We start from the raw sequence: 19063 nt of genomic DNA, 5'->3' as shown, positions 1-19063 counted from the left end.
ATGCATCACCGCTTGATAATGAAATCGAGCTTTTTTTTGACTCCATTCAAAAACATCTCCAGAGAAACTTCCTCTTCATACACGTACAATAGAAATTCGAACGCCAGGGAACTGTAAATGATTTCGGCAGCCTGATTGGCGTTGAAATCCCCGGGCAGCAGCTCTTTTTCCTTCATCTCATTCAAAAGAACAATCATTTCGTCCACCAGCATAAAGTCGATGCCGATCATCTTTCTGCGATTTTCTGCGTCGTTCTCCATTGCGGGGAAGATGCTGTTCATCATTTCTTTGAACACGGATTTATCCATCGACGTGAACTCCTTCATCCGGTTCCATAAGTACGTATAGATCATTTCCGCCGGCTTTTGATTCGTCGATGGATGGACCTCTACAGAGGTGGTCTCCAGCTGCTGAATAAAGCCTTCAGAAAAGGAATCAATAAACAAATCCATCAGTGATGGGTAGGTACGGGCAGCGGACACTTCAGAAACTTCCGCCTGTCCGGCGATTTCCTTTACGCTCGTTCCACTGAATCCTTTAGTGGAAAAGAGGCTGTGGGCCGCCTTCAGCATCCGCTCCTGTTCTTCTTCGGTCATGTGCATAGGGAATCAGCTCCTTCAAAACAGTAAGTACTCTCTTTTTGAGTGTACGCTCTTTTTCAGGAAATGCAACGGAATCTAAGCGTGATCCAACATCCGGTTCAGGGCAAGACGTGCCGGTCCGGCCACCTGTTCTTCCACTTTGATCCGGTTTGGAGGGTGTCCTTCAGCCAGCGATTCGAGAGCCCATGTCAAATGGGGGAGGTCAATCCTATTCATCGTCAAGCATGGACACATCTTCGGGTTAAGTGAAAGGATATGCTTGTCCGGGTGCTTCTGGATGATTCGATTGACGAGGTTCATTTCCGTCCCGATGGCCCATGCGCTGCCCGGAGGAGACTGCTCGATAGACTGGATAATCGCATTAGTGGATCCAGAAATGTCGGACGCTTCGACAACCTCTCTTGAGCACTCCGGGTGAACGATGATCTTCATATCCGGGTATTCCGCGCGGATGTGATCCACATTCACGGTGGTGAAATTTTCATGAACAGAGCAATGTCCTTTCCACAAGATAACCTGGACCTCGTCCATAACGCCGCTGCCCACCAGCTCTTCCTGAACCGGATCCCATACGGCCATTTTTTCTAAAGGAATTCCGAGATCGCAGGCTGTATTCCTGCCCAGGTGTTGATCAGGAAGGAATAACAGGCGCGGCTTTTGGGTGAACGCCCACGTCACCATATCCGCTGCATTGGATGACGTGACTGTCGCCCCGCCATGTTCCCCAACGAACGATTTAATCGCAGCTGTGGAATTAACATAGGTGAGAGGGAGAATCGTGTCTCCAAACAAAGCCGTCAACTGCTCCCATGCCCGTTCCGTCTGGCGGATATCAGCCATGTCGGCCATGGAACACCCTGCCCGCATATCGGGGAGGAAGACGTGCTGATCCTCTCTTGTTAAAAGGTCCGCCGTTTCCGCCATAAAGTGAACACCACAAAAAACGATGGCATCCGCATCGTGCTGAGTGGCGGATAGTTGGGCAAGCTTTAACGAATCTCCGCGGGCATCGGCAAATTGGATGACTTCATCTTTTTGATAGTGGTGTCCGGGAATGAATAATCGACGGCCCCATTCTTGTTTCACTCGTATAATCCTCTCTTCAAGCTCTTCGTCAGCCATCCTCTTGTACCGTTCAGGCAGGGAGGGGCGTGTCGAATTCAAAGTGTCAAAAAGGTTCATAAAATCTCCTCCTTCATTAAAACGGCCCGGGCACTGAAATCAAGCGATCGGACGCTGTGTGTTAAAAAGCCGAGGGAAATGTAGTCCACGTTCAAATGACGGTAGGTGGAAAGGTTGTCCAGAGTGATTCCGCCAGAAACTTCTGTCGTGATGGTTTCTGGAATAAAAGGAAGCATCCGTTCAATGTCTTCAGGAAGACGGTTATCAAACATAAGGGCGTCCACCCCTGCGTTCACCGCTTCCAGTACCTGTTCGTCTGTCTCGGTTTCCACTTCGATGTTCACCATATGGCTGGTTTTTGCTTTGATATGCTGGACGGCGTTTGTAAGAGATCCGTAAAAAGCGATGTGGTTGTCTTTTAACAGGACAGCATCATATAGTCCGAAGCGGTGATTGTATCCGCCACCGGCGCGGACGGCTTCCTTTTCAAACATCCGCAGCCCCGGCGTCGTTTTCCTCGTGTCACAAAGACGGATCTTTGGGTTCCCTAGTGCCTGGACAGCTTTCCTGGTCAGGGTGGCGATGCCGCTCAGCCGCTGGATGCAGTTGAGGACGACCCTTTCCCCTTTGAGAAGATCTGTCATTGGCCCGTAAACCTCAGCCAGACAGGTGCCCGGTTGGAATTCCTCTCCGTCCTGGATAAGCACCTCTGTTCTAACCTTTTCGTTGAGAAGATGATAGCTGTCTGTCACCACCCATCCGCCGCAGAATATTCCCTTTTCTTTAGCAGTGATGCGCAGAACGCCGTGCTGTTCATCAGGAAACAGCAGATCCGTACTGACATCGTAATCTCCAATATCCTCGATTAAGAATTCCTTCAGTTTATCCAAGCGTTTGATACGGTTCATCATTCGTCTCCTTTTTGTGGGATTGAAGCAGGATGGTCCGATCCTTCCACTCTGCCTGTTCTTCTGGATAATCGGAACGAAAATGACTGCCTCGGCTTTCTTTTCGTTCCAAAGCAGCGGTCGTAATCAACCGGGCTGTCTGGAGCAGAAATAAAACGGTTACCTGCTCCTTCGTCAGCATCCCTTTGTCAAAACCGTGACTCATTGGAAAAGAGTCCAGCCATTTTTTATGGGCGTGGAGGTCCTTATGGTTTCTTACAATTCCTGCTGCTTCCATCGTCCGCTTCTGAATAACCTGCCGTTCAGGGAGGTGAAGGCGAACGGAAGGAGGCGGGCATTTTTTTCGTTGCTGCGAGGGGAGAGAGGATGACAGGGAGTTCAAAAACCGTGCGGATCTTCTGCCGAAAACGAGGCCTTCCAACAGGGAATTGCTCGCCAGACGGCTGGCTCCATGGACTCTTGTGCAGGCGTTTTCTCCAACCGCATATAATCCGGGAACGTTCGTCCTGCCCTTGTCATCTGTTTTGACCCCTCCCATAATAAAATGACACCCTGGTGCCACAGGAATCAGGCCCTGCTTAAGGTCGACCTTATGCTTCAGGCAGAGGGCGGTGATGGAAGGAAACCGTTCATGAAAACGGGGCACGTGCCGAATGTCCAAAAAGACCGGCCGGCCTTTTTGACGGTAGTGGAAGATGGTTTGAGCCGTCACGTGGCGCGGGGCAAGATCTTCCATCGGGTGGACCCCTTTCATGATTCTTCTGCCGGTCTCATCGACAAGAACAGCTCCCTCCCCTCGTACAGCTTCGGAGATTAACCCGGCGCCCTGCCCGTTTATGTATAGAAGGGTGGGATGAAACTGGATATACTCCATATCAATCAACTCAGCTCCAGCCTCAAAAGCGAGAGCGATGCCGTCCCCTTCAGCTGATGCTGCATTGGAAGTACAGGCATAGACCTGGCCGCATCCTCCTGCAGCGAGCACGGTATGGGGGGAAAGGAAGGTATGAATCTTCCCGTATGCATCCTTACTTCGTGCACCAAAACATTCATTCTGATCATTGATAAGTAATTCAAAGACGAACTGATTTTCCAGAACGGTTACGTTAGGCGGCAGCACACCTGCCAGGCATTCCACAAGCCTCCTGCCGGTTTGATCTCCGCCTCCGTGGACAATGCGGCTTTGTCCATGGGCGCCTTCCCGTCCCAGCTGAAACTCTCCCAGTGAATCTTTATCAAATGCGCAGCCGATGGAAGCCAGATCATGGATGACGGAGGGGGCTTCCCTGGTCATAATATGAAGGGGCCGCGATGCATTGGTAAGGCGGCCGGCCTTAACTGTGTCTTTGTAATGGGAAGAGGGGCTGTCATCCCCGCCAAGTGCTGCTGCAACTCCTCCCTGCGCCAAGAAAGAATTGCTGTGTTGTAATGTAGACTTTGTGAGTAATATCACATTCATTGTCGGACGAAGGTGTCTGGCGAGCTGTAAAGCAGAAGCGCCGCTTCCAATGATCAAAACATCTGCATCCATGTCGTTTCCTCCTGATAATGTATATACACATGTATTGACATTAATGTTCACACAAATTTAAACTGAAGGCAAGCGTTTTTTGAACAGGGGGATCGATCATGAATCGATATTTTGATTATGCGGCCACAAGTCCGATGGATCCGGAGGCATTGGAGGCCTATGTCCATGCTGCCACCCATTACTATGGAAATGCGGAAAGTCTCCACGATGCAGGAACAAAAGCATCCTCATTATTGGAACACTGCCGGAAGAAGCTTGGTGAACTCCTTCACGTCCCGTATGAAGGAATTGCTTTTACGAGTGGAGGAACAGAAAGCAATGAATTGGCTGTATCTGCATTAATAAAGGCACTTAACAGTCAGCATCTTGTCATTTCCGGAGGTGAACATTCTTCCATTCATAATCTGGCAGAGCGGATGAAAGGACAGGGCATCCAAGTGACGATCATCCCGCTGCATCCAAATGGGCAGGTCGATCTCACAAAACTGGAAAAAGCCCTGTACAACGGACCTGCTGTCGTCGCTCTCCACCATGTCAATGGAGAAATCGGGTCCATCCAACCGGTCGAAGAAGCTGTCCATACGGCAAGGAAGTATGGATCTCTACTCCACTGTGACTGCGTACAGTCCTTTGGCAAAATATCCTTAAGCACCATCGGATCCATCGTGGACAGTTTATCGGTTTCCAGTCACAAAGTGTCTGGACCAAAAGGAACAGGGGCTGTATACATACGTCCTGATCTTTCCTTTCAGCCTCTTACCCCGGACGTGACCCATGAAAAAGGTGTGCGTCCGGGAACCGTGGATGTACCGGGGGCCGCGGGATTCGTTACGGCTGCAGAAAAAGCAGTCAAGCACCTCCCAGCACGTGCTGCTTATCATCAACATTTAAAAACGTCTTTTCTTGAGGAGTTAACCCCGGGACGCTGGCAGCTGGCTGGGGAGACCGAACATCAGCCTGTTCCTATAATAGGTTTGATGCTTGATCACCATCAGGGGCAGTGGATGATGCTGGAAGGCAGCCGGAGGGGGTACTTTTTTTCGACGGGCAGCGCCTGCCGTGTCCATACGCAGCAGGCATCGTATACGTTAAGCGCCATGGGGGTGAAAGAAGAAGACGCGAAGTCTTTTATTAGGATATCCTTCAGCCACCACCATTCGAAAACGGATATCCTTGATCTTGCCCACCATCTGAATCTCTATCTGCCTCGGGAGGATGATTGAAAGGGAGGGACATGCTTCCTATTTTTCTTTCATACAATGTGGGAAAGGGGGGATAGGATGGGGATTTTTCATGAATTCAAACAGTTTACCATCCGGGGGAGTGCTGTCGATATGGGGGTTGGAATGGTGCTTGGAGCTGCATTCAGTGGTTTTATCGACTCCCTCGTCACCGACCTGCTTCTTCCTCCCATTGGTGTTCTGTATTCCAGTATGAATTTCGAAAACATGTTCATCAGTCTGGACGGCTTGTTTTACCCTTCCCTCGCGGCAGCGAAGGAGGCAGGAGCGGCAACCATCAATTATGGGCTTTTTCTAACCGCTTTCATTCGTTTCGTCATTATTCTATTTGCTGTCTTCCTCGTTGTAAGGCAGATGAACCGTTGGAAGAAACCGCACCAACACCCGCTGGACGGCCTGACAAAAAAAGAATGTCCATACTGTTGTCTTCCCATTCCACCCCGGGCGGTCATCTGTCCGCATTGTTCATCCTCGCTGGAAGAGCAGAAAAATTCCTCCCGGACACGTGGCACGACGTGGAAAATCAAATAAAAAGGCGCAGTGATGACACTGCGCCTTTGGTTATGTGCGTTATTCAGCTGATTCTTCCTCAGATTCTTCTTCAGAACCCTCTTCAGAATCTTCGCCTTCCATTTCAGAGGAATCCTCTGAGCCTGTATCACCGGATTCCTGCTCTTCTGTCTGCTCTTCCTCTGTGTTGCCTTCCTCTTCACTTTCTCCGCCGCATGCCGCCAGTGTTAAAACAGAAACCATACCTAAAGCCAGTAACCATTTCTTCAACATCACCAAACTCCCCTTTCAAAATTGAGGTACGTCCACAAGATACCTCCTCATTGTTAAGATAAATTGAATAACTTGTTATATTATGGTAAAGTCTGATAATTTAAAAAGATTTAGTTCATTGGTTGGATGACTTTAGGAGGGATTTATTTCCTGAGGAGTGGAGGGAGGGATTCAATGATTTGGGACATCCTACAACTATGAAGATGTAGGAGGTGCCGCTTTGAATAACAAAGTCAGCGGCTGGTGTCTCGTCAGTATGGCTTCCATACCTCTTGTGATGACGCTTGGCAATTCCATGTTGATTCCTGTACTTCCGATTTTTGAAAAGAAGGTAGGCATTACGTCTTTCCAGTCCAGTACGATCATTACCAGCTATTCCATTGCTGCTATTATTCTCATCCCTATTGCCGGATATTTATCGGACCGCTTCGGGAGGAAGATGATCATCCTGCCCAGTCTCGTGCTGGCTTTTATCGGGGGATTGATTGCTGGTTTTGCATCCTGGAAGCTGGAGGAGCCGTTTCTATGGATCACCATCGGTCGTGTCCTTCAGGGAATGGGAGCGGCGGGAGCGACGCCTATTATCCTTCCGCTCGTGGGGGATTTGTACAAGGATGATGATGCAAAGGCAAGCTCATGCCTTGGGATTATTGAAACATCCAATACGTTCGGGAAAGTGCTCAGTCCCATTTTGGGAGCAGCCTTTGCAGCCGTCTTATGGTTTTTACCATTTTTCTCAATCTCTTTTTTCAGCCTCATCTCGATTGTTTTAGTTTTTTTCTTTATTCAGGTACCAAAAGGCGGAGAGGAAAAACCACGGCCTTTTAAGCAGTTTCTTCAAAAAACGAAAGAAATTTTTAAGCGGGAGGGGGCATGGTTGTATCCTGTTTTTCTTATTGGTGCCTATGCCATGCTCGTTTTATTTGCCGTTTTGTTTTTTATGTCGGATATGCTGGAGAAGGTCCACGATATTAAAGGAATAAAAAAAGGGTTTGTGCTCGCCGTTCCTTTATTTACCTTATGTATGTCTGCTTTCATCACGGGGAGAAAGATTAAGGGAGATACTGACGTAATGAAAAAAGTGCTCCTTTTTTCTCTGCTGACGGCCGCTGGTAGTGTCGTATTTACAGGCTATATGCATGAGCGGCTGGTATGGCTGCTTGTCGTAACAAGTATCCTCGGAACGTCTATCGGAGCGATGCTGCCTACGCTGGATGCTTTGATTACAGAAGGTATTGAGAAGGAGGAAAGGGGGACCATCACCTCGTTTTACAGCTCTTCAAGGTTTATTGGAGTAGCCGCAGGTCCTCCGCTGATGTCTCTTTTGATGAAAGAATATATGAATGTCAGCTATTTGGCGGCAGGGGCAGCAGGGGCTTTGTTGTTTATCATCGTATGGAAGCTTGTTCAGCCTGACAATCAAAAAACAGCATAAACCAGACGGTCGAAAGTGTTCGCGGCCGTCTTTTTTCAATAGAGATCATCCGGCCCGGCCCTTAAAAGCCATCCTTCCTGGATGGATGAAAAAAGCCTGCAGGAAAACATGAGGTTTTCTCTGCAGGCTGAAGGGTTTCAGCAGTATTCGTTGTAGGCCTTCGTCAGGTTCGCTGTAATTTCCTCGACCTCGTAATCTTCGATGTCTTCTCTTGGAATGAAGTGGACGACCTGTCCGTCTTTCAATAAAGCCATGGAAGGAGAGGAGGGTTCGTACCCTTCGAAGTAATCACGCATACGCGCAGTCGCCTCGCGGTCCTGTCCGGCAAATACTGTAACAAGGTGTTCAGGTGCCTTTTCGTTGTTCAATGATTCTCTTGCAGATGGGCGTGCCAGTCCGGCAGCACAGCCGCAGACGGAATTGACGACAACGAGGGATGTTCCCTTCGTTTCGCCGATGAATGTATCGACTTCTTCCGGTGTTGTTAATTCAGTAAAGCCGGCGTTCGTTAATTCATCACGCATCGGCTGGGAGATTTCTTTCATATACTGCTCATATGGGTTCATGGGGTGGACCTCCTATTGTTGTTTTTGCTGAGTGGCCTGTGTCATCTGATGCCACACAGATCCTTTGGCTTCTTCTCCGCCTTCAATTCTTTCTACAGCCATATTCACCTGCAGGCGTACTTCGAATTCCGGGTCATCCGCCGCTTTTCTTAAGGCAGGCAGAGCAGATTCATCTCCGAGTTCGTAAAGGAACATGGCTGCACGCCAGCGGACAAGCTTGTTGGAATCACTTAGAGATTCCATCATCTTGGGCATCGCTTCCTTGAAGCCCAGATCGGATAAACAGTCGCCGGCTGTACGCCGGACAGTGACTGTCTTATCATTCAATGCTTTATACAAATAAGGAAGGGTTTCCAGCTCTTCGATCATGCCGAGATAAGCAGTCGCAAGCCTGCGGATCGAAGCTTTCCCGTCATCAAGGGCTTTATCGAGAATCCGGTAATCCTCAGCCGTCGGATCCATTTGATCCAGAGCGGCGTACCGGACCTTCCAATCGTCATGATCCAGAGTCTCCAAGGTAATGGAGGCTTGTTTTTCCTGATTATCTTCGACAGGAATCTCCTCATCAAACGCTTGTTTAACGAGCGTTTCCAGTCGGTTTTGATCATAGCTTGCGGAAATCTCTTCTTTTACCTGTTCCCCGATTTCCTGGACATCACCGTAACGCGGGCTCTGCTCGACCCACTTTCGTTCCATAATCATGTTTGGAGAGGCAGGAGAGGCTTTCATAGCCGCTTCCATAAAACGCTCAGGAAGTCCCACACGCGTCTCCTCGTCCCCTTCTTGGAGTTTCACCTGCATCGGAAGTCCTTTGAACATTTGGATGAAGACGCGTACTTCGCCGAAATGCTCGTCCGGCTGAACAGGTTCTGCCGTCTGTTCTGCATCTTCTGCCTCGCCGAAGACTTCACGTACTTGGGGAAGAATGGCTTCCCAGGACACACGGGCGTTTCTCTCGAGGGCTATGAAGTCCGTCACATGATAGGCTCCCTTGACGCCTTCCACAGCAAAGAGCTGCTGAATGAAATCCGGCGACTGTTCGTGGTCGTCCCCTTTTTTGTAGTTATGTGTTTCGCCGTCCGGGAGTGTCTCACTTAAGTTAATCTTCATCGAGTTCGGACTGGGTGTTGGTTCAATCGAAACAATTCTCATTCAACATTCCCCCTAAACGTTCCTTATTTTTTCATTTTACCAAAGATAAGCAGCAGCATCCAAAAATCTTCCTTCTGTCCATTCAGGCATTTGGATGAAGGTGGTAAAACGAAAAATGAAACCATTTGTGAAAAGAGACGTATGTATATTGGAGAATAAGAAAAAGGAGGGGAAAGAAATGTCGGAAGCAGTCATGCAGCTGAAGAATGTTAAGAAAACCATCGGCAGGAAAGAAATCATCAAAGGATTGGATTTTGATATCCATGCTGGAGAGGTTTTCGGTTTTCTTGGTCCGAACGGGGCTGGAAAAACAACAACGATCCGTATGATGGTCGGATTGATTGAGATGACCGAAGGCGATGTTGTGATTAAGGGGCACAGCATCAGCAGAGAATTCAAGCAGGCGGTCCGCCACGTGGGTGCCATCGTTGAAAATCCGGAGATGTATCCGTTTCTAAGTGGATGGAAAAACCTCGTTCACTACGCAAGAATGATGCCGGGGATTACAGAAGAGAGGATTCATGAGGTGGTCAGACTTGTCGGCCTCGAAAATCGGATCAAGGAAAAGGCGGGGAAGTATTCCCTCGGCATGAGACAGCGCCTCGGTATTGCCCAGGCCCTTCTCCATAATCCATCCGTATTGATTCTCGACGAGCCGACCAATGGACTGGATCCATCGGGTATCAGGGAAATCCGTGCCTACATAAGAAAGCTTGCCGAAGAAGAAGGAGTGGCCGTCATCGTATCCAGTCACATCCTTTCCGAGATGGAAATGATGTGTGACCGGATTGGTGTGATTAAAAATGGCGAGCTCATTTCCATCCAGATGGTTCATGAAGCACAACAGAGTGAGGATGTCGAAGTCGTATTCACGGCATCACCGGTGGATCAGAGTGCCGCAGCCTTGAAGGAGTTGACGGGTAAAGACGTAGAAGCCGGGGAAGAGACATTGACCGTACAGATGACAAAAGAAGCGATCCCTGACGTCGTTTCCGGGCTCGTTCAAAAAGGGATCCGGATTTATGGAGTGAATATCCACCGCTCCACACTCGAGGATAAATTCTTAGATTTGATTGGAGAGGGAGCCATTGAGTAATTTTTTTCAATTAGTCAAAAATGAATGGATGAAGCTGCTCCACCAGAAATCCACCTGGATCATGACGGTGATCCTGGCTGTGCTGGTTATAGGGGCGGGGATCCTTTTTAAAGTGGATGCAGCCTTTACGAACGGTGACGTGCCAAGCGGGGATAACTGGAAGCAGGAATTGCAGGAGCAGAACGAACAATTGATGGCGGACCCCACAGCAGAAGTAGAATATCCGAACTATGGGAATATGGAGGAGAACCAGTATCGGATTGATAACGACCTTGCACCGACAGCATATAACGGCTGGGACTTCGTTAGAGATAATCTGGGGCTCTCCGCACTTGTCGGCTTGTTTGCTATTATTGCAGGTGCGGGTATTGTAGCAAATGAATTTCGCTGGGGAACCATCAAGCTGTTATTGATCCGGCCGATTACTCGTTTGAAAATTCTATTGTCCAAATACGTTACGGTCCTTACATACGCGCTGGCTATGATGGTGTTTTTGTATGTGTTCTCGTTGATTACAGGCGCTGCTCTGTTCGGTCTTGAAGGTTTTTCAGAAACTTACGTCTATCAACAGAATGGTGACTATCAAAATACAGGAATATTTACTTTTTCATTGTTGAAATATGGCTTGAGCTTTATAGAATTAACCATTATGACGACCTTTGCATTCATGATTGCTGCTATATTCCGGAACACCTCTCTTGCTATCGGTTTAAGCATTTTCTTAATGATGGCTGGAAGTTCCATCATTTTCTTCCTTATTGAAAAGGAATGGGCGAAATTTATTCTTTTCGCTAATACGAACTTGAACCAGTTTTTCGAAGGATCACCAATCATTCCCGATCTGACTCTTGGGTTTTCTATAACGGTTTTAGCGGTATATTATATAGTATTCCTGCTATTATCCTGGGTATTTTTCACGAAGCGCGACGTCGCTGGATCATAATTAAAGGAGGAATTGGATATGAAACGAACAGCAGAAATTGTACTTACAGTGATCGGTATTGTCTTGTTTGGACTGCCTATTATTTTAAGCGGGATTCTTCTGAATACAAAGGATAACCCGCAAGTGCGTCAGGAATTAGAGAGCTTTATGAATTCTCCGGAAATGCAGATGGAAGGTCAAATGAACATCAATCAGATCGTAGACGCCATGGGATCTTTTGCAATGTTTGTCCTCATCGCTTCCCTGATTGCGATTGGCTTGGGAATACTGGCAATCGTCTTCCTTAAAGGGGATAAAAAGCCGAAAGCCGCAGGTATCATTCTGATCATTACCGCTGTCATCTTTACCTTTGCCACCTTCGGCATGGGTCTTTTCGGAGCGGCAGCCTTCCTGATTGCAGGGATCGTCGCACTTGTTCGTAAGAAGAAATCAACCGTAGAAGATGGAGGCACAATCGATTATTAAGGAAAAAGCACAGCCGCGGCTGTGCTTTTTTTAATCCATATAGCGGTTCTGCTCGTCCACTTCTGCAGCCTGACGGTCATATACACGCCCGTACTGGGGTTGGAATCCGCTCCCCCCACAGATCCTGCACGTGTACCGCCATGCCTCATCGTCCATTAATAATCCATCGCCATTACAGGCGAGGCACAATTTGTCCTGTGTCATCACTCAGATTCATCCTTCCCTTATCCTGATTCCCTGCTCTTACTTTTTCACAGGGAGAATTTGTTATGCAGGGATTATGTTTTTTCAGAAAGGGGAATGCAGTAATCATTGGAGGGATGAGTCATGAGCAGGGAAGAGGATTACGTGGAAGAACAGGAAGAGCATGAAGAGATAAAAAACGGAAAAAAAATAGACCGGCCCGGCCGGCAGTTTTATATTCCATCCCAGATCGTCGACGAATTCGGGGAAAAAGGAAGGGATCACTTAAATAAACCGTTCAGGGCCCAGTTTCTGCTCGCTTTGACAGCGGGTTCCTTTATGACCTTCGGGGCGGTGTTTTCCATCCTTCTTGCTGTTGGGGTGGAGACGAAAGGACTTTACCATCTGCTATCCGGCCTCGGATTCGCCGCTGGGTATTCGATGGTGTTCATTTCGGGAGCGGTTTTGTTTACAGAAGTCAACGTTCTTCTGCCCTCATACTTATTTAACAAGCAGGGATTGATGAGCAGGAATATCTATAAATTCTGGCTGTCCTCTTATGTAGGGAATATTCTTGGTGCCTTTATGGTAGCTGTACTCATTTATATGTCCGGTTCTTTATCCAGCACGTTCAATACTGAACTATCCATGTATCTGGATCACAAAATGAAATTTCTTGATCATGGATGGAAAGGTTGGTTCCAGATTCTGATTTCCGGTGTGCTGGCTAACTGGCTGATTGGTATGGCGGCGTTCCTGACAACGGCAGCCCGTGATATTACAGGAAAAATCCTGGGGACGATGCTTCCGGTTATCCTGTTTGTTGCTGGTAACTTCCAGCACAGTGCAGCAAATATGGGCTATTTCAGCATGGGTTTTTTAGTTTCAGATCAATACACATGGTATGAATATATCCTTCTTAATCTGCTTCCCGCCAGTATCGGGAACTTGATTGGAGGAGGAATTCTCGTTTCCCTGTTGTTTTCCTACGCCTATAAGGAAGATATCCAGACTACACTCGGCAGAACCAATGGTTCAAAGAAGAAATAAGAGAAAACCCCCGCAGGGAGCGGGGATTCAGCTTGCGGAGAAACCCCTGTTTCTCCGCAAGCTTTTTTCTTGTTGTCAGGAGCACCGCTCCTTGAAAGTACCTTGCGAGCCGCGTCAGGCATCCACCGATAAGTAGAACGTGCCCCTTCACACGACCAACTCTACCTAGATGACACGGAATTTTCCCCGTGGAGGCATCGATATTTGCAGGCGGTTGGTAATCATGCTTTTAGAAACAAGTCGCTATTCTCATTCAAATAGCAGCACCTCTAGATCTTTGTTGTAGGAATGCACCAGCATAGCCTGCAGCTGGCCGCGGTGATGGTACATATGAGCAACGATCTGGACGAGCCATTCATACCGGGTGTAGCGTACGTCCCACCAGGAGGTCGTCTCTTCCTGAAGTTCTTCCTCTGTATAATATTCAAACTGGGCTTTCAACTGGGCGAAATTATGAAAAAGGTGATCAAGAATTTCCTCTTTCGTTTTCATGTTGACCGTTTCATAGAACCTCTCCATCTTTTCTTTCGAGGCCCCCTCTGTTATGTATCCGTCGGCCGCCGGAATAGTGGCCATATGGGCCAGCAGTTCGCCGATGGAGTATTTTCCTCTGGTCGGTCGTAACTGCATATCTTCTTCTGTCAGCTGACCAATAATTTCAGAAAGGGAGGCGATGACTACTTCCAACTGATGAAACGCACTTTGGCAATACATATTCATAAGAACACAACCTCATTTGTAATGGTATTTCATGTTTTACTTCTGCGGATTCTGTCTGAATTCCTTTTTGAGGTGAAAAACTACATAGAACGACGAAATATGAGTTTTTTCCGCCCCCTGTTTTGTATAAAAAAGAATTGACTCTCACGCTGCGTGAGCGCTTATGGTTAAAGAGGAGGTGATGATCGATGTACAAAGTGAAGGAAATGGCGGAACTTGCCGGAACCAGTATCCGGACGCTCCATCATTATGATGAGATCGGCCTGCTCACGCCAAAATGGACAAACGAGAAAGGCTATCGATTTTATGGAGAGGAGGAAGTGAAAAAACTTCAGCAGATTCTTTTTTTCAAAGAGATGGACTTCCCGCTTGCCAGGATTCAGCAGATCATTGAAAATCCGAACTTCAACGAAGAGGAAGCCCTCTCCCAGCATAGAACGGTGCTCATGAAGAAAAAAGAACGGCTGGAGAAGCTGATTTCTTCTGTCGATCAATCCCTTCAGTCCCTGCAAGGAGGAAAAGTGATGACACATGAAGACAGGTTCAAGCCCTTTAACAAAGAGGAGATCGAAAAGCACCAGCAACAGTATGCTGAAGAGGTAGAGGAGCGGTGGGGGCATACGGATGCCTACAAAGAGTCGAAGAGAAGAACAGATCAGTATAAAGACGAGGATTGGAAAAAAATCCAGGAAGAAAGCATGGCTATTGACCGGAGCCTCTCGGCGAGAATGAAGGATGGACCTGGTGATTCAGAGGTGCAGCGGTTGATTGGTGAAAAGCGCAGGCATATAACCGATCATTTTTACCCGTGCACCTTGGAAATATTCAGGGGACTGGGAAGCATGTATGTGCAGGACCCGCGATTCAAGAAAAATCTGGAGCAGTGGGGAGAAGGGTATGCCGCTTTTCTTCATGAAGCCATCGACATCTATTGTGACCGAGTTTCCTCGTGAAAAAGGTGGAGGCCGCCCATATGGGCCGCCTCCACCTTTTTTTACCGCGGACGGCAGATCAGTCCGTTATGAACCTTGATATATCCGTGCCTGAGGATGTCGAAGCCGTTCTCATACATATATAACCCCATCTGTTCAACGGTCATCAGTTCTCTGTAAGTATGATTCATCACATCTGCCATCACATGGTAATACAAGCGGGACCGGAGCTGGTTCCTCGGAGTTGTAAGAACAGCATAGCCATTGTCCTTCAAAAAACGCCTGTGCCAATCTACTACTTCCTGTTTATACTCATCAGGGAAATGCTCCAGCAGACCAACCGATAGTACGATGTCGAATTCTTTACCGTAAGGAAGGTTCCGGATATCGTCGACCACATATTCAATGTTCAAGTCATCCTTGTAGACGATTTTATCCTGTCCTGTTCTGGGGTTGTGTCCGAGAAAAGGATAGCCTTCCGGAAACTCAGCAAAACGTGTCGTTTTGCAGTATTCATCGTAATCAACCATGACAATTTCTGCGCCGGGGTACATGGCAGCGAGCTGCATGGCTTCATACCCTTCCGCAGCTCCGAGAAAAAGTATACGGGGGCGGTGGACGAGCAGTCCCTGGAACAGGGCTCTTTTTCCCCGTGGATCCCAAATGCCGTCCTGGATTCGGTGCACGTAATTCCATAAGTGCAGTCGTACAAGGTTTCCGAGCGCCTGATTTACTTCAGACGGTTGGAACGAACGAAGACTGCTCAGGAATTCCTGTTTGGTCCGGTCTTTTTCCTTGGGCACATCTTTCATGAACCACTCATGAAAGGCTTTGTTGAAATAGGTCCATGAGGTGTGAGGATCCATAGCTTTTTCGTTGGATTGTTCCCATTCCTTCCGTTCCTTGGCGTATCTCTTTACCTCGAAAGGTTTTCCGACGTCTTTCCAGGACAACAGTGACCAGTCGGACACAGTATTGACGCGGACGAACTTGTTGTATTCCTTTTCCGAATACTTCCTGAGGTCGACTCGATACTGGGGGAGGACAACTGTATTTCCGACATCCTCTTCACGGTAAGGTTTGGATGACCGGTTTTCGAGTACGGCTTCCTTCATCAACGATCCCACCTTTTCCTTTATTAGGTTCACTATACTTATTTTTGTAAACGTTTACAATATTTCGCTTCATTATATGGGAATCCTTCTTTCTTCTATATATTACAGACAGGTAAAGTGCTTGTAATGTGTGAAACGTATTTGTTGCTCTCTTGTTATTGGAATCCTCGCTGTACATGTTAGAGTAGGTCTTGTGATTTTAAAGCAGCGCTTAGCCGAGAGCTGAGCGAGACGGTTTACCAAGGAGGAAATTGAATCATGATGAAAAAAACTATCGTTTCTTTGGCGGCGGTCGCATCGGTTTCGGCAGTAACAGCAACAGCGGTAAGTGCAGAAGAAGTAACAGTGAATAAAGGAGACACACTTTGGGGCATTGCTCAAAACCATAATGTGTCCGTGCAAGATATAAAGGATAACAACGGATTAAACTCTAACTTAATTTTCCCGAATCAGACGCTGACCGTAAACGGAGGCAACAATAATGGACAGGCTTCCTCATCCAGCGATGTCCACAAAGTCGTTTCCGGCGACACACTATTCAGTATCGGTCAAGACAACGGCGTGAGTGTAGAACAGCTTCAAGCCTGGAACAACATTGATTCTCATCTAATCTACCCTGGCGAAGAGCTTTCTCTTCAAGGCTCGGCTGTAGAAACATCTACAGAGCAGAGCGCACCTGAAAGCCATTCATCTGATCAAGAGGCAGAAGCTGAACAGACATCAGCAAATCCTGCCGGTGGTGACGAAGCCGTTAAAACAATGACAATGGAAGCGACAGCTTATACAGCGTTTTGTGAAGGCTGCTCCGGTACGACAGCAACTGGTATTGACCTTAGAGCCAATCCGGACCAGAAAGTTATTGCCGTGGACCCTGACGTCATTCCACTAGGTACAGAAGTTTATGTTGAAGGTTATGGCAAAGCTGTAGCCGGCGATACAGGTGGCGCGATCCAAGGGAACCGTATTGACGTTTATATGGAAGACCGTTCTGACGCGCTTGATTTCGGACGTAAGTCTGTAGAAGTAAAAGTTTATGAATAATATAAAAGAAAGACGGCCCTGATCCGGGGCCGTCTTTTTTTTACAAATGCTTGAAAAATGTTCTCTATTTAACGAAAATACGTTTAAAAATCAAACACAGCGGAAACCGTTGAGTAAGGATGATTCCCGATATAAAAGGATGTAATAGAAAAAATGCTATAAAACATAAATTTTGCTTGCATTAACGTCGTTTTACTAATAATATCAAGAGGAATCATTTCATATCCTAAAAAGAAAAGGAGGACACCACGATGACTCTGCTCTATTCAAAAGCCCGTGAGTTGTTCGATCAGGACTACAAAAACAGCCCTGAAGGTCAAGCACAGGAAAAAGGTAAAGGGGTAAAACGCACACGGAGTGGAAAGGTTCTTTTCTCTTTCCGTAAGCAGAATAACAAACGTAAATAACTTTAGACGTGGTGAAGCCAGCTATGAGAAGAAATATGAAACGAATAAACATGGCCGACTATTTGAAGAATAGAGTCCCATGGATCAGCGCTTATTTGACGGAATCAGTCAATAGGCGCTGATTTTTTTATGCAAAGGTTTAGGTTGTCCTCGTTGCGGTAATGGTTTAGTCACAAGGAGGCGGACAAGGATGACCATTTTTTCTAAAGAAGCTCTGAAGGGTGAACATATCATCGTAACGGGAGCAACAGGTGGAATTGGATATGAAGCAGCGAAGGAAATTGTTCGTGCAGGAGGTCATGTGACCATTACCGGCCGGAACGAGGAAAAGCTTTCTTCATTAAGGGAGGATTGCGCAAGCATTAATGGGGCGGCTCAGATTTATGTAAGTGTAGCAGACCTGAATAAGACGGAGGACCGAAAGAAAATTGTTCACGATGCAGCACAGGCCATCGGGCCGGTTACCGGAGTTGTCAACTCTGCCGGAATCATCGGTGGCGGACCGCTGGAAGACCTCACAGAAGAGGAGATGCGGAAGGTCATGGAGTTGAACTATTTTTCCACGGTTCTTTTCACTCAGGAAGCTTTTCAAATGATGAAGGCGAACGGGAAAGGTTCGATCGTTAATTTGTCTTCACTTTCTGGGCTGCGTGGAACGCACAGCAATACAGCCTACAGCGCCTCGAAGTTCGCAATCACCGGCTTCACACAGTCTTTTGCGTTTGAGGCCATTGAACATGGAATCCGCGTAAATGCGGTCTGTCCGGGATACGTGGATACAGCAATGGGGCAGGAAGCCATCCGATCTAAAGGAGAGAGGGAAGGAAGGAGCTACGAGGAGCAGCGGGTACTCGCTGAAGAGGGCATCCCGTCTGGGAGATTAAGCAGCCCGGAAGAAGTCGCACGTTCAATCGTTTACTTACTCTCTTCTGCTTCAGAAAACATTGTTGGAGAATCATTGAAAGTTTCAGGTGGTACAGTCATGAGATGAGGAACGGTTTCCCACTCTTTTGTTTTCCAAAGACTCAAACAGGGAAAAGATAAGTATCCACCAACTTTATATGGAGAGGAGTGATTTTGATGGGACGGTTGATTCGAAAAGTAGCCAAGTATGGACCCATTGTCTATCCATTGATTAAGAAGTTTATGAGAAAAAGAAAAGGAAGATATTAAAACGTGCTGATACCAGCGCGTTTTTTTATGGGCAGAACACCTTGTTTACGGTACTCTCCCTACTAATCTTAAAAAATATGAAAATAGCACTTGTGTAATATGGAGCATCCATGGTACATTATTAAACGTCGCATTGAGAGCGACTCAACGGAAAGAAAGACTCCGTAAAAAACACAAAATTAGTTGTTGACTTCAATAACTATGCGTGGTAAATTAGTATTTGTCGCCGAAAACGACAGCCAAACACTTTCTCAACTTAATGAAAAAAGTTGTTGACATGAAAAACAACACATGTTAAGATGATTGAGTCGCTGTTTTCAAACGGCCGACAACATTTGATCTTTGAAAACTGAACGAACCAACCAGTACGTCAAAACATTTCTTCTTTATTGAAGAAATTTGAAACAAAGCACATTCGGTGTGCAAATGAGCAAGTCAAACTACTTTTATGGAGAGTTTGATCCTGGCTCAGGACGAACGCTGGCGGCGTGCCTAATACATGCAAGTCGAGCGCGGGAAGCGAGTGGATCCCTTCGGGGTGAAACTCGTGGAACGAGCGGCGGACGGGTGAGTAACACGTGGGCAACCTGCCTGTAAG

21 protein-coding genes and 1 rRNA gene are annotated in these 19063 nt (G+C 47.2%); 12 read left to right on the top strand and 10 right to left on the bottom strand.

Translation table 11 applies throughout. From position 1 onward, the window contains the following. Window positions 1-5 precede the first annotated feature (5 nt). The 4 genes from H615_RS0100115 to nadB all read right to left on the bottom strand — a co-directional run bounded on the left by H615_RS0100115 (window position 6) and on the right by nadB (window position 4163). On the bottom strand, window positions 6-602 hold the full coding sequence (locus H615_RS0100115) for a TetR family transcriptional regulator (protein ID WP_027953259.1): 597 nt from the start codon (window positions 600-602) through the stop codon (window positions 6-8). A gap of 75 nt (window positions 603-677) precedes the next feature. Then, complete coding sequence (nadA, locus tag H615_RS0100110) at window positions 678-1784, bottom strand: quinolinate synthase NadA (RefSeq protein WP_027953258.1); 1107 nt, start codon at window positions 1782-1784, stop codon at window positions 678-680. Continuing rightward, entirely contained in the window at window positions 1781-2632 is an 852-nt protein-coding gene (nadC, locus tag H615_RS0100105; RefSeq protein WP_027953257.1) for a carboxylating nicotinate-nucleotide diphosphorylase, read from the bottom strand. Before nadC ends, nadA begins: the two co-directional genes overlap by 4 nt. After that, entirely contained in the window at window positions 2607-4163 is a 1557-nt protein-coding gene (gene nadB, locus H615_RS0100100) for an L-aspartate oxidase (RefSeq protein ID WP_027953256.1), read from the bottom strand. Before nadB ends, nadC begins: the two co-directional genes overlap by 26 nt. Window positions 4164-4261: 98 nt before the next feature. Between nadB and H615_RS0100095 the strand changes: the two genes are divergently transcribed. Continuing rightward, entirely contained in the window at window positions 4262-5386 is a 1125-nt protein-coding gene (locus tag H615_RS0100095; protein WP_027953255.1) for an IscS subfamily cysteine desulfurase, read from the top strand. 57 nt (window positions 5387-5443) lie between these two features. Continuing rightward, entirely contained in the window at window positions 5444-5935 is a 492-nt protein-coding gene (mscL, locus tag H615_RS0100090) for a large conductance mechanosensitive channel protein MscL (protein ID WP_027953254.1), read from the top strand. Between the two features lie 39 nt (window positions 5936-5974). On the opposite strand, the gene H615_RS20645 is transcribed toward mscL, so the two are convergent. Then, on the bottom strand, window positions 5975-6187 hold the full coding sequence (locus H615_RS20645; protein ID WP_035531002.1) for a hypothetical protein: 213 nt from the start codon (window positions 6185-6187) through the stop codon (window positions 5975-5977). 256 nt (window positions 6188-6443) lie between these two features. Between H615_RS20645 and H615_RS0100080 the strand changes: the two genes are divergently transcribed. Further along, a complete protein-coding gene (locus tag H615_RS0100080; RefSeq protein ID WP_051254545.1) occupies window positions 6444-7622 on the top strand; it encodes an MFS transporter in 1179 nt (392 codons plus the stop codon). A gap of 137 nt (window positions 7623-7759) precedes the next feature. Here the strand turns inward: H615_RS0100080 and H615_RS0100075 are convergent, their stop codons facing one another. Next, window positions 7760-8188, bottom strand: a complete 429-nt coding sequence (locus tag H615_RS0100075; RefSeq protein ID WP_027953252.1) for a BrxA/BrxB family bacilliredoxin — start codon at window positions 8186-8188, stop codon at window positions 7760-7762. Between the two features lie 12 nt (window positions 8189-8200). After that, window positions 8201-9340, bottom strand: a complete 1140-nt coding sequence (locus tag H615_RS0100070; RefSeq protein ID WP_027953251.1) for a conserved virulence factor C family protein — start codon at window positions 9338-9340, stop codon at window positions 8201-8203. Window positions 9341-9518: 178 nt separating this feature from the next. Here H615_RS0100070 and H615_RS0100065 point away from each other — a divergent pair, with 178 nt between their 5' ends. Genes H615_RS0100065 through H615_RS0100055 form a run of 3 tightly spaced genes read left to right on the top strand, consistent with a single transcriptional unit; the run spans window position 9519 to window position 11844 of the window. Then, a complete protein-coding gene (locus H615_RS0100065) occupies window positions 9519-10436 on the top strand; it encodes an ABC transporter ATP-binding protein (RefSeq protein WP_027953250.1) in 918 nt (305 codons plus the stop codon). Continuing rightward, the gene (locus H615_RS0100060; RefSeq protein ID WP_027953249.1) at window positions 10429-11379 is read left to right on the top strand and encodes an ABC transporter permease subunit; all 951 of its coding nucleotides are present in this window, start codon (window positions 10429-10431) and stop codon (window positions 11377-11379) included. Before H615_RS0100065 ends, H615_RS0100060 begins: the two co-directional genes overlap by 8 nt. An 18-nt stretch (window positions 11380-11397) precedes the next feature. Further along, window positions 11398-11844: a DUF4064 domain-containing protein gene (locus tag H615_RS0100055; RefSeq protein WP_027953248.1), complete on the top strand. Its 447-nt coding sequence runs from the start codon at window positions 11398-11400 to the stop codon at window positions 11842-11844. A gap of 30 nt (window positions 11845-11874) precedes the next feature. On the opposite strand, the gene H615_RS22220 is transcribed toward H615_RS0100055, so the two are convergent. Continuing rightward, the gene (locus H615_RS22220; RefSeq protein WP_156896413.1) at window positions 11875-12051 is read right to left on the bottom strand and encodes a hypothetical protein; all 177 of its coding nucleotides are present in this window, start codon (window positions 12049-12051) and stop codon (window positions 11875-11877) included. Window positions 12052-12171: 120 nt separating this feature from the next. Between H615_RS22220 and H615_RS0100045 the strand changes: the two genes are divergently transcribed. Then, a complete protein-coding gene (locus H615_RS0100045; RefSeq protein WP_027953247.1) occupies window positions 12172-13077 on the top strand; it encodes a formate/nitrite transporter family protein in 906 nt (301 codons plus the stop codon). A gap of 249 nt (window positions 13078-13326) precedes the next feature. Here the strand turns inward: H615_RS0100045 and H615_RS0100040 are convergent, their stop codons facing one another. Next, window positions 13327-13797: a DinB family protein gene (locus H615_RS0100040; protein WP_027953246.1), complete on the bottom strand. Its 471-nt coding sequence runs from the start codon at window positions 13795-13797 to the stop codon at window positions 13327-13329. A 188-nt stretch (window positions 13798-13985) separates the two neighbouring features. Between H615_RS0100040 and H615_RS0100035 the strand changes: the two genes are divergently transcribed. Then, window positions 13986-14750 (top strand): MerR family transcriptional regulator, encoded by a 765-nt coding sequence (locus H615_RS0100035; protein ID WP_027953245.1) that lies wholly within the window; start codon window positions 13986-13988, stop codon window positions 14748-14750. Between the two features lie 41 nt (window positions 14751-14791). On the opposite strand, the gene H615_RS0100030 is transcribed toward H615_RS0100035, so the two are convergent. Then, window positions 14792-15844 (bottom strand): class I SAM-dependent methyltransferase, encoded by a 1053-nt coding sequence (locus H615_RS0100030; protein WP_027953244.1) that lies wholly within the window; start codon window positions 15842-15844, stop codon window positions 14792-14794. A gap of 261 nt (window positions 15845-16105) precedes the next feature. Here H615_RS0100030 and H615_RS0100025 point away from each other — a divergent pair, with 261 nt between their 5' ends. The 4 genes from H615_RS0100025 to H615_RS0100005 all read left to right on the top strand — a co-directional run. Next, window positions 16106-16885, top strand: a complete 780-nt coding sequence (locus tag H615_RS0100025) for a 3D domain-containing protein (protein ID WP_027953243.1) — start codon at window positions 16106-16108, stop codon at window positions 16883-16885. Window positions 16886-17136: 251 nt separating this feature from the next. Continuing rightward, window positions 17137-17292 (top strand): hypothetical protein, encoded by a 156-nt coding sequence (locus H615_RS22485; RefSeq protein WP_169516172.1) that lies wholly within the window; start codon window positions 17137-17139, stop codon window positions 17290-17292. A 190-nt stretch (window positions 17293-17482) separates the two neighbouring features. Then, window positions 17483-18283 (top strand): SDR family NAD(P)-dependent oxidoreductase, encoded by an 801-nt coding sequence (locus H615_RS0100015; protein ID WP_027953242.1) that lies wholly within the window; start codon window positions 17483-17485, stop codon window positions 18281-18283. Between the two features lie 627 nt (window positions 18284-18910). Then, window positions 18911-19063, top strand: a 16S ribosomal RNA gene (locus tag H615_RS0100005); the annotation flags it as partial.

The sequence above is a fragment of the Halobacillus kuroshimensis DSM 18393 genome, from assembly GCF_000425705.1.
Taxonomy (GTDB): Bacteria; Bacillota; Bacilli; order Bacillales; family Halobacillaceae; genus Halobacillus; species Halobacillus kuroshimensis.
Note: the sequence above shows the minus strand (reverse complement) of the source record. Positions and strands in the feature narration are given on the sequence as shown.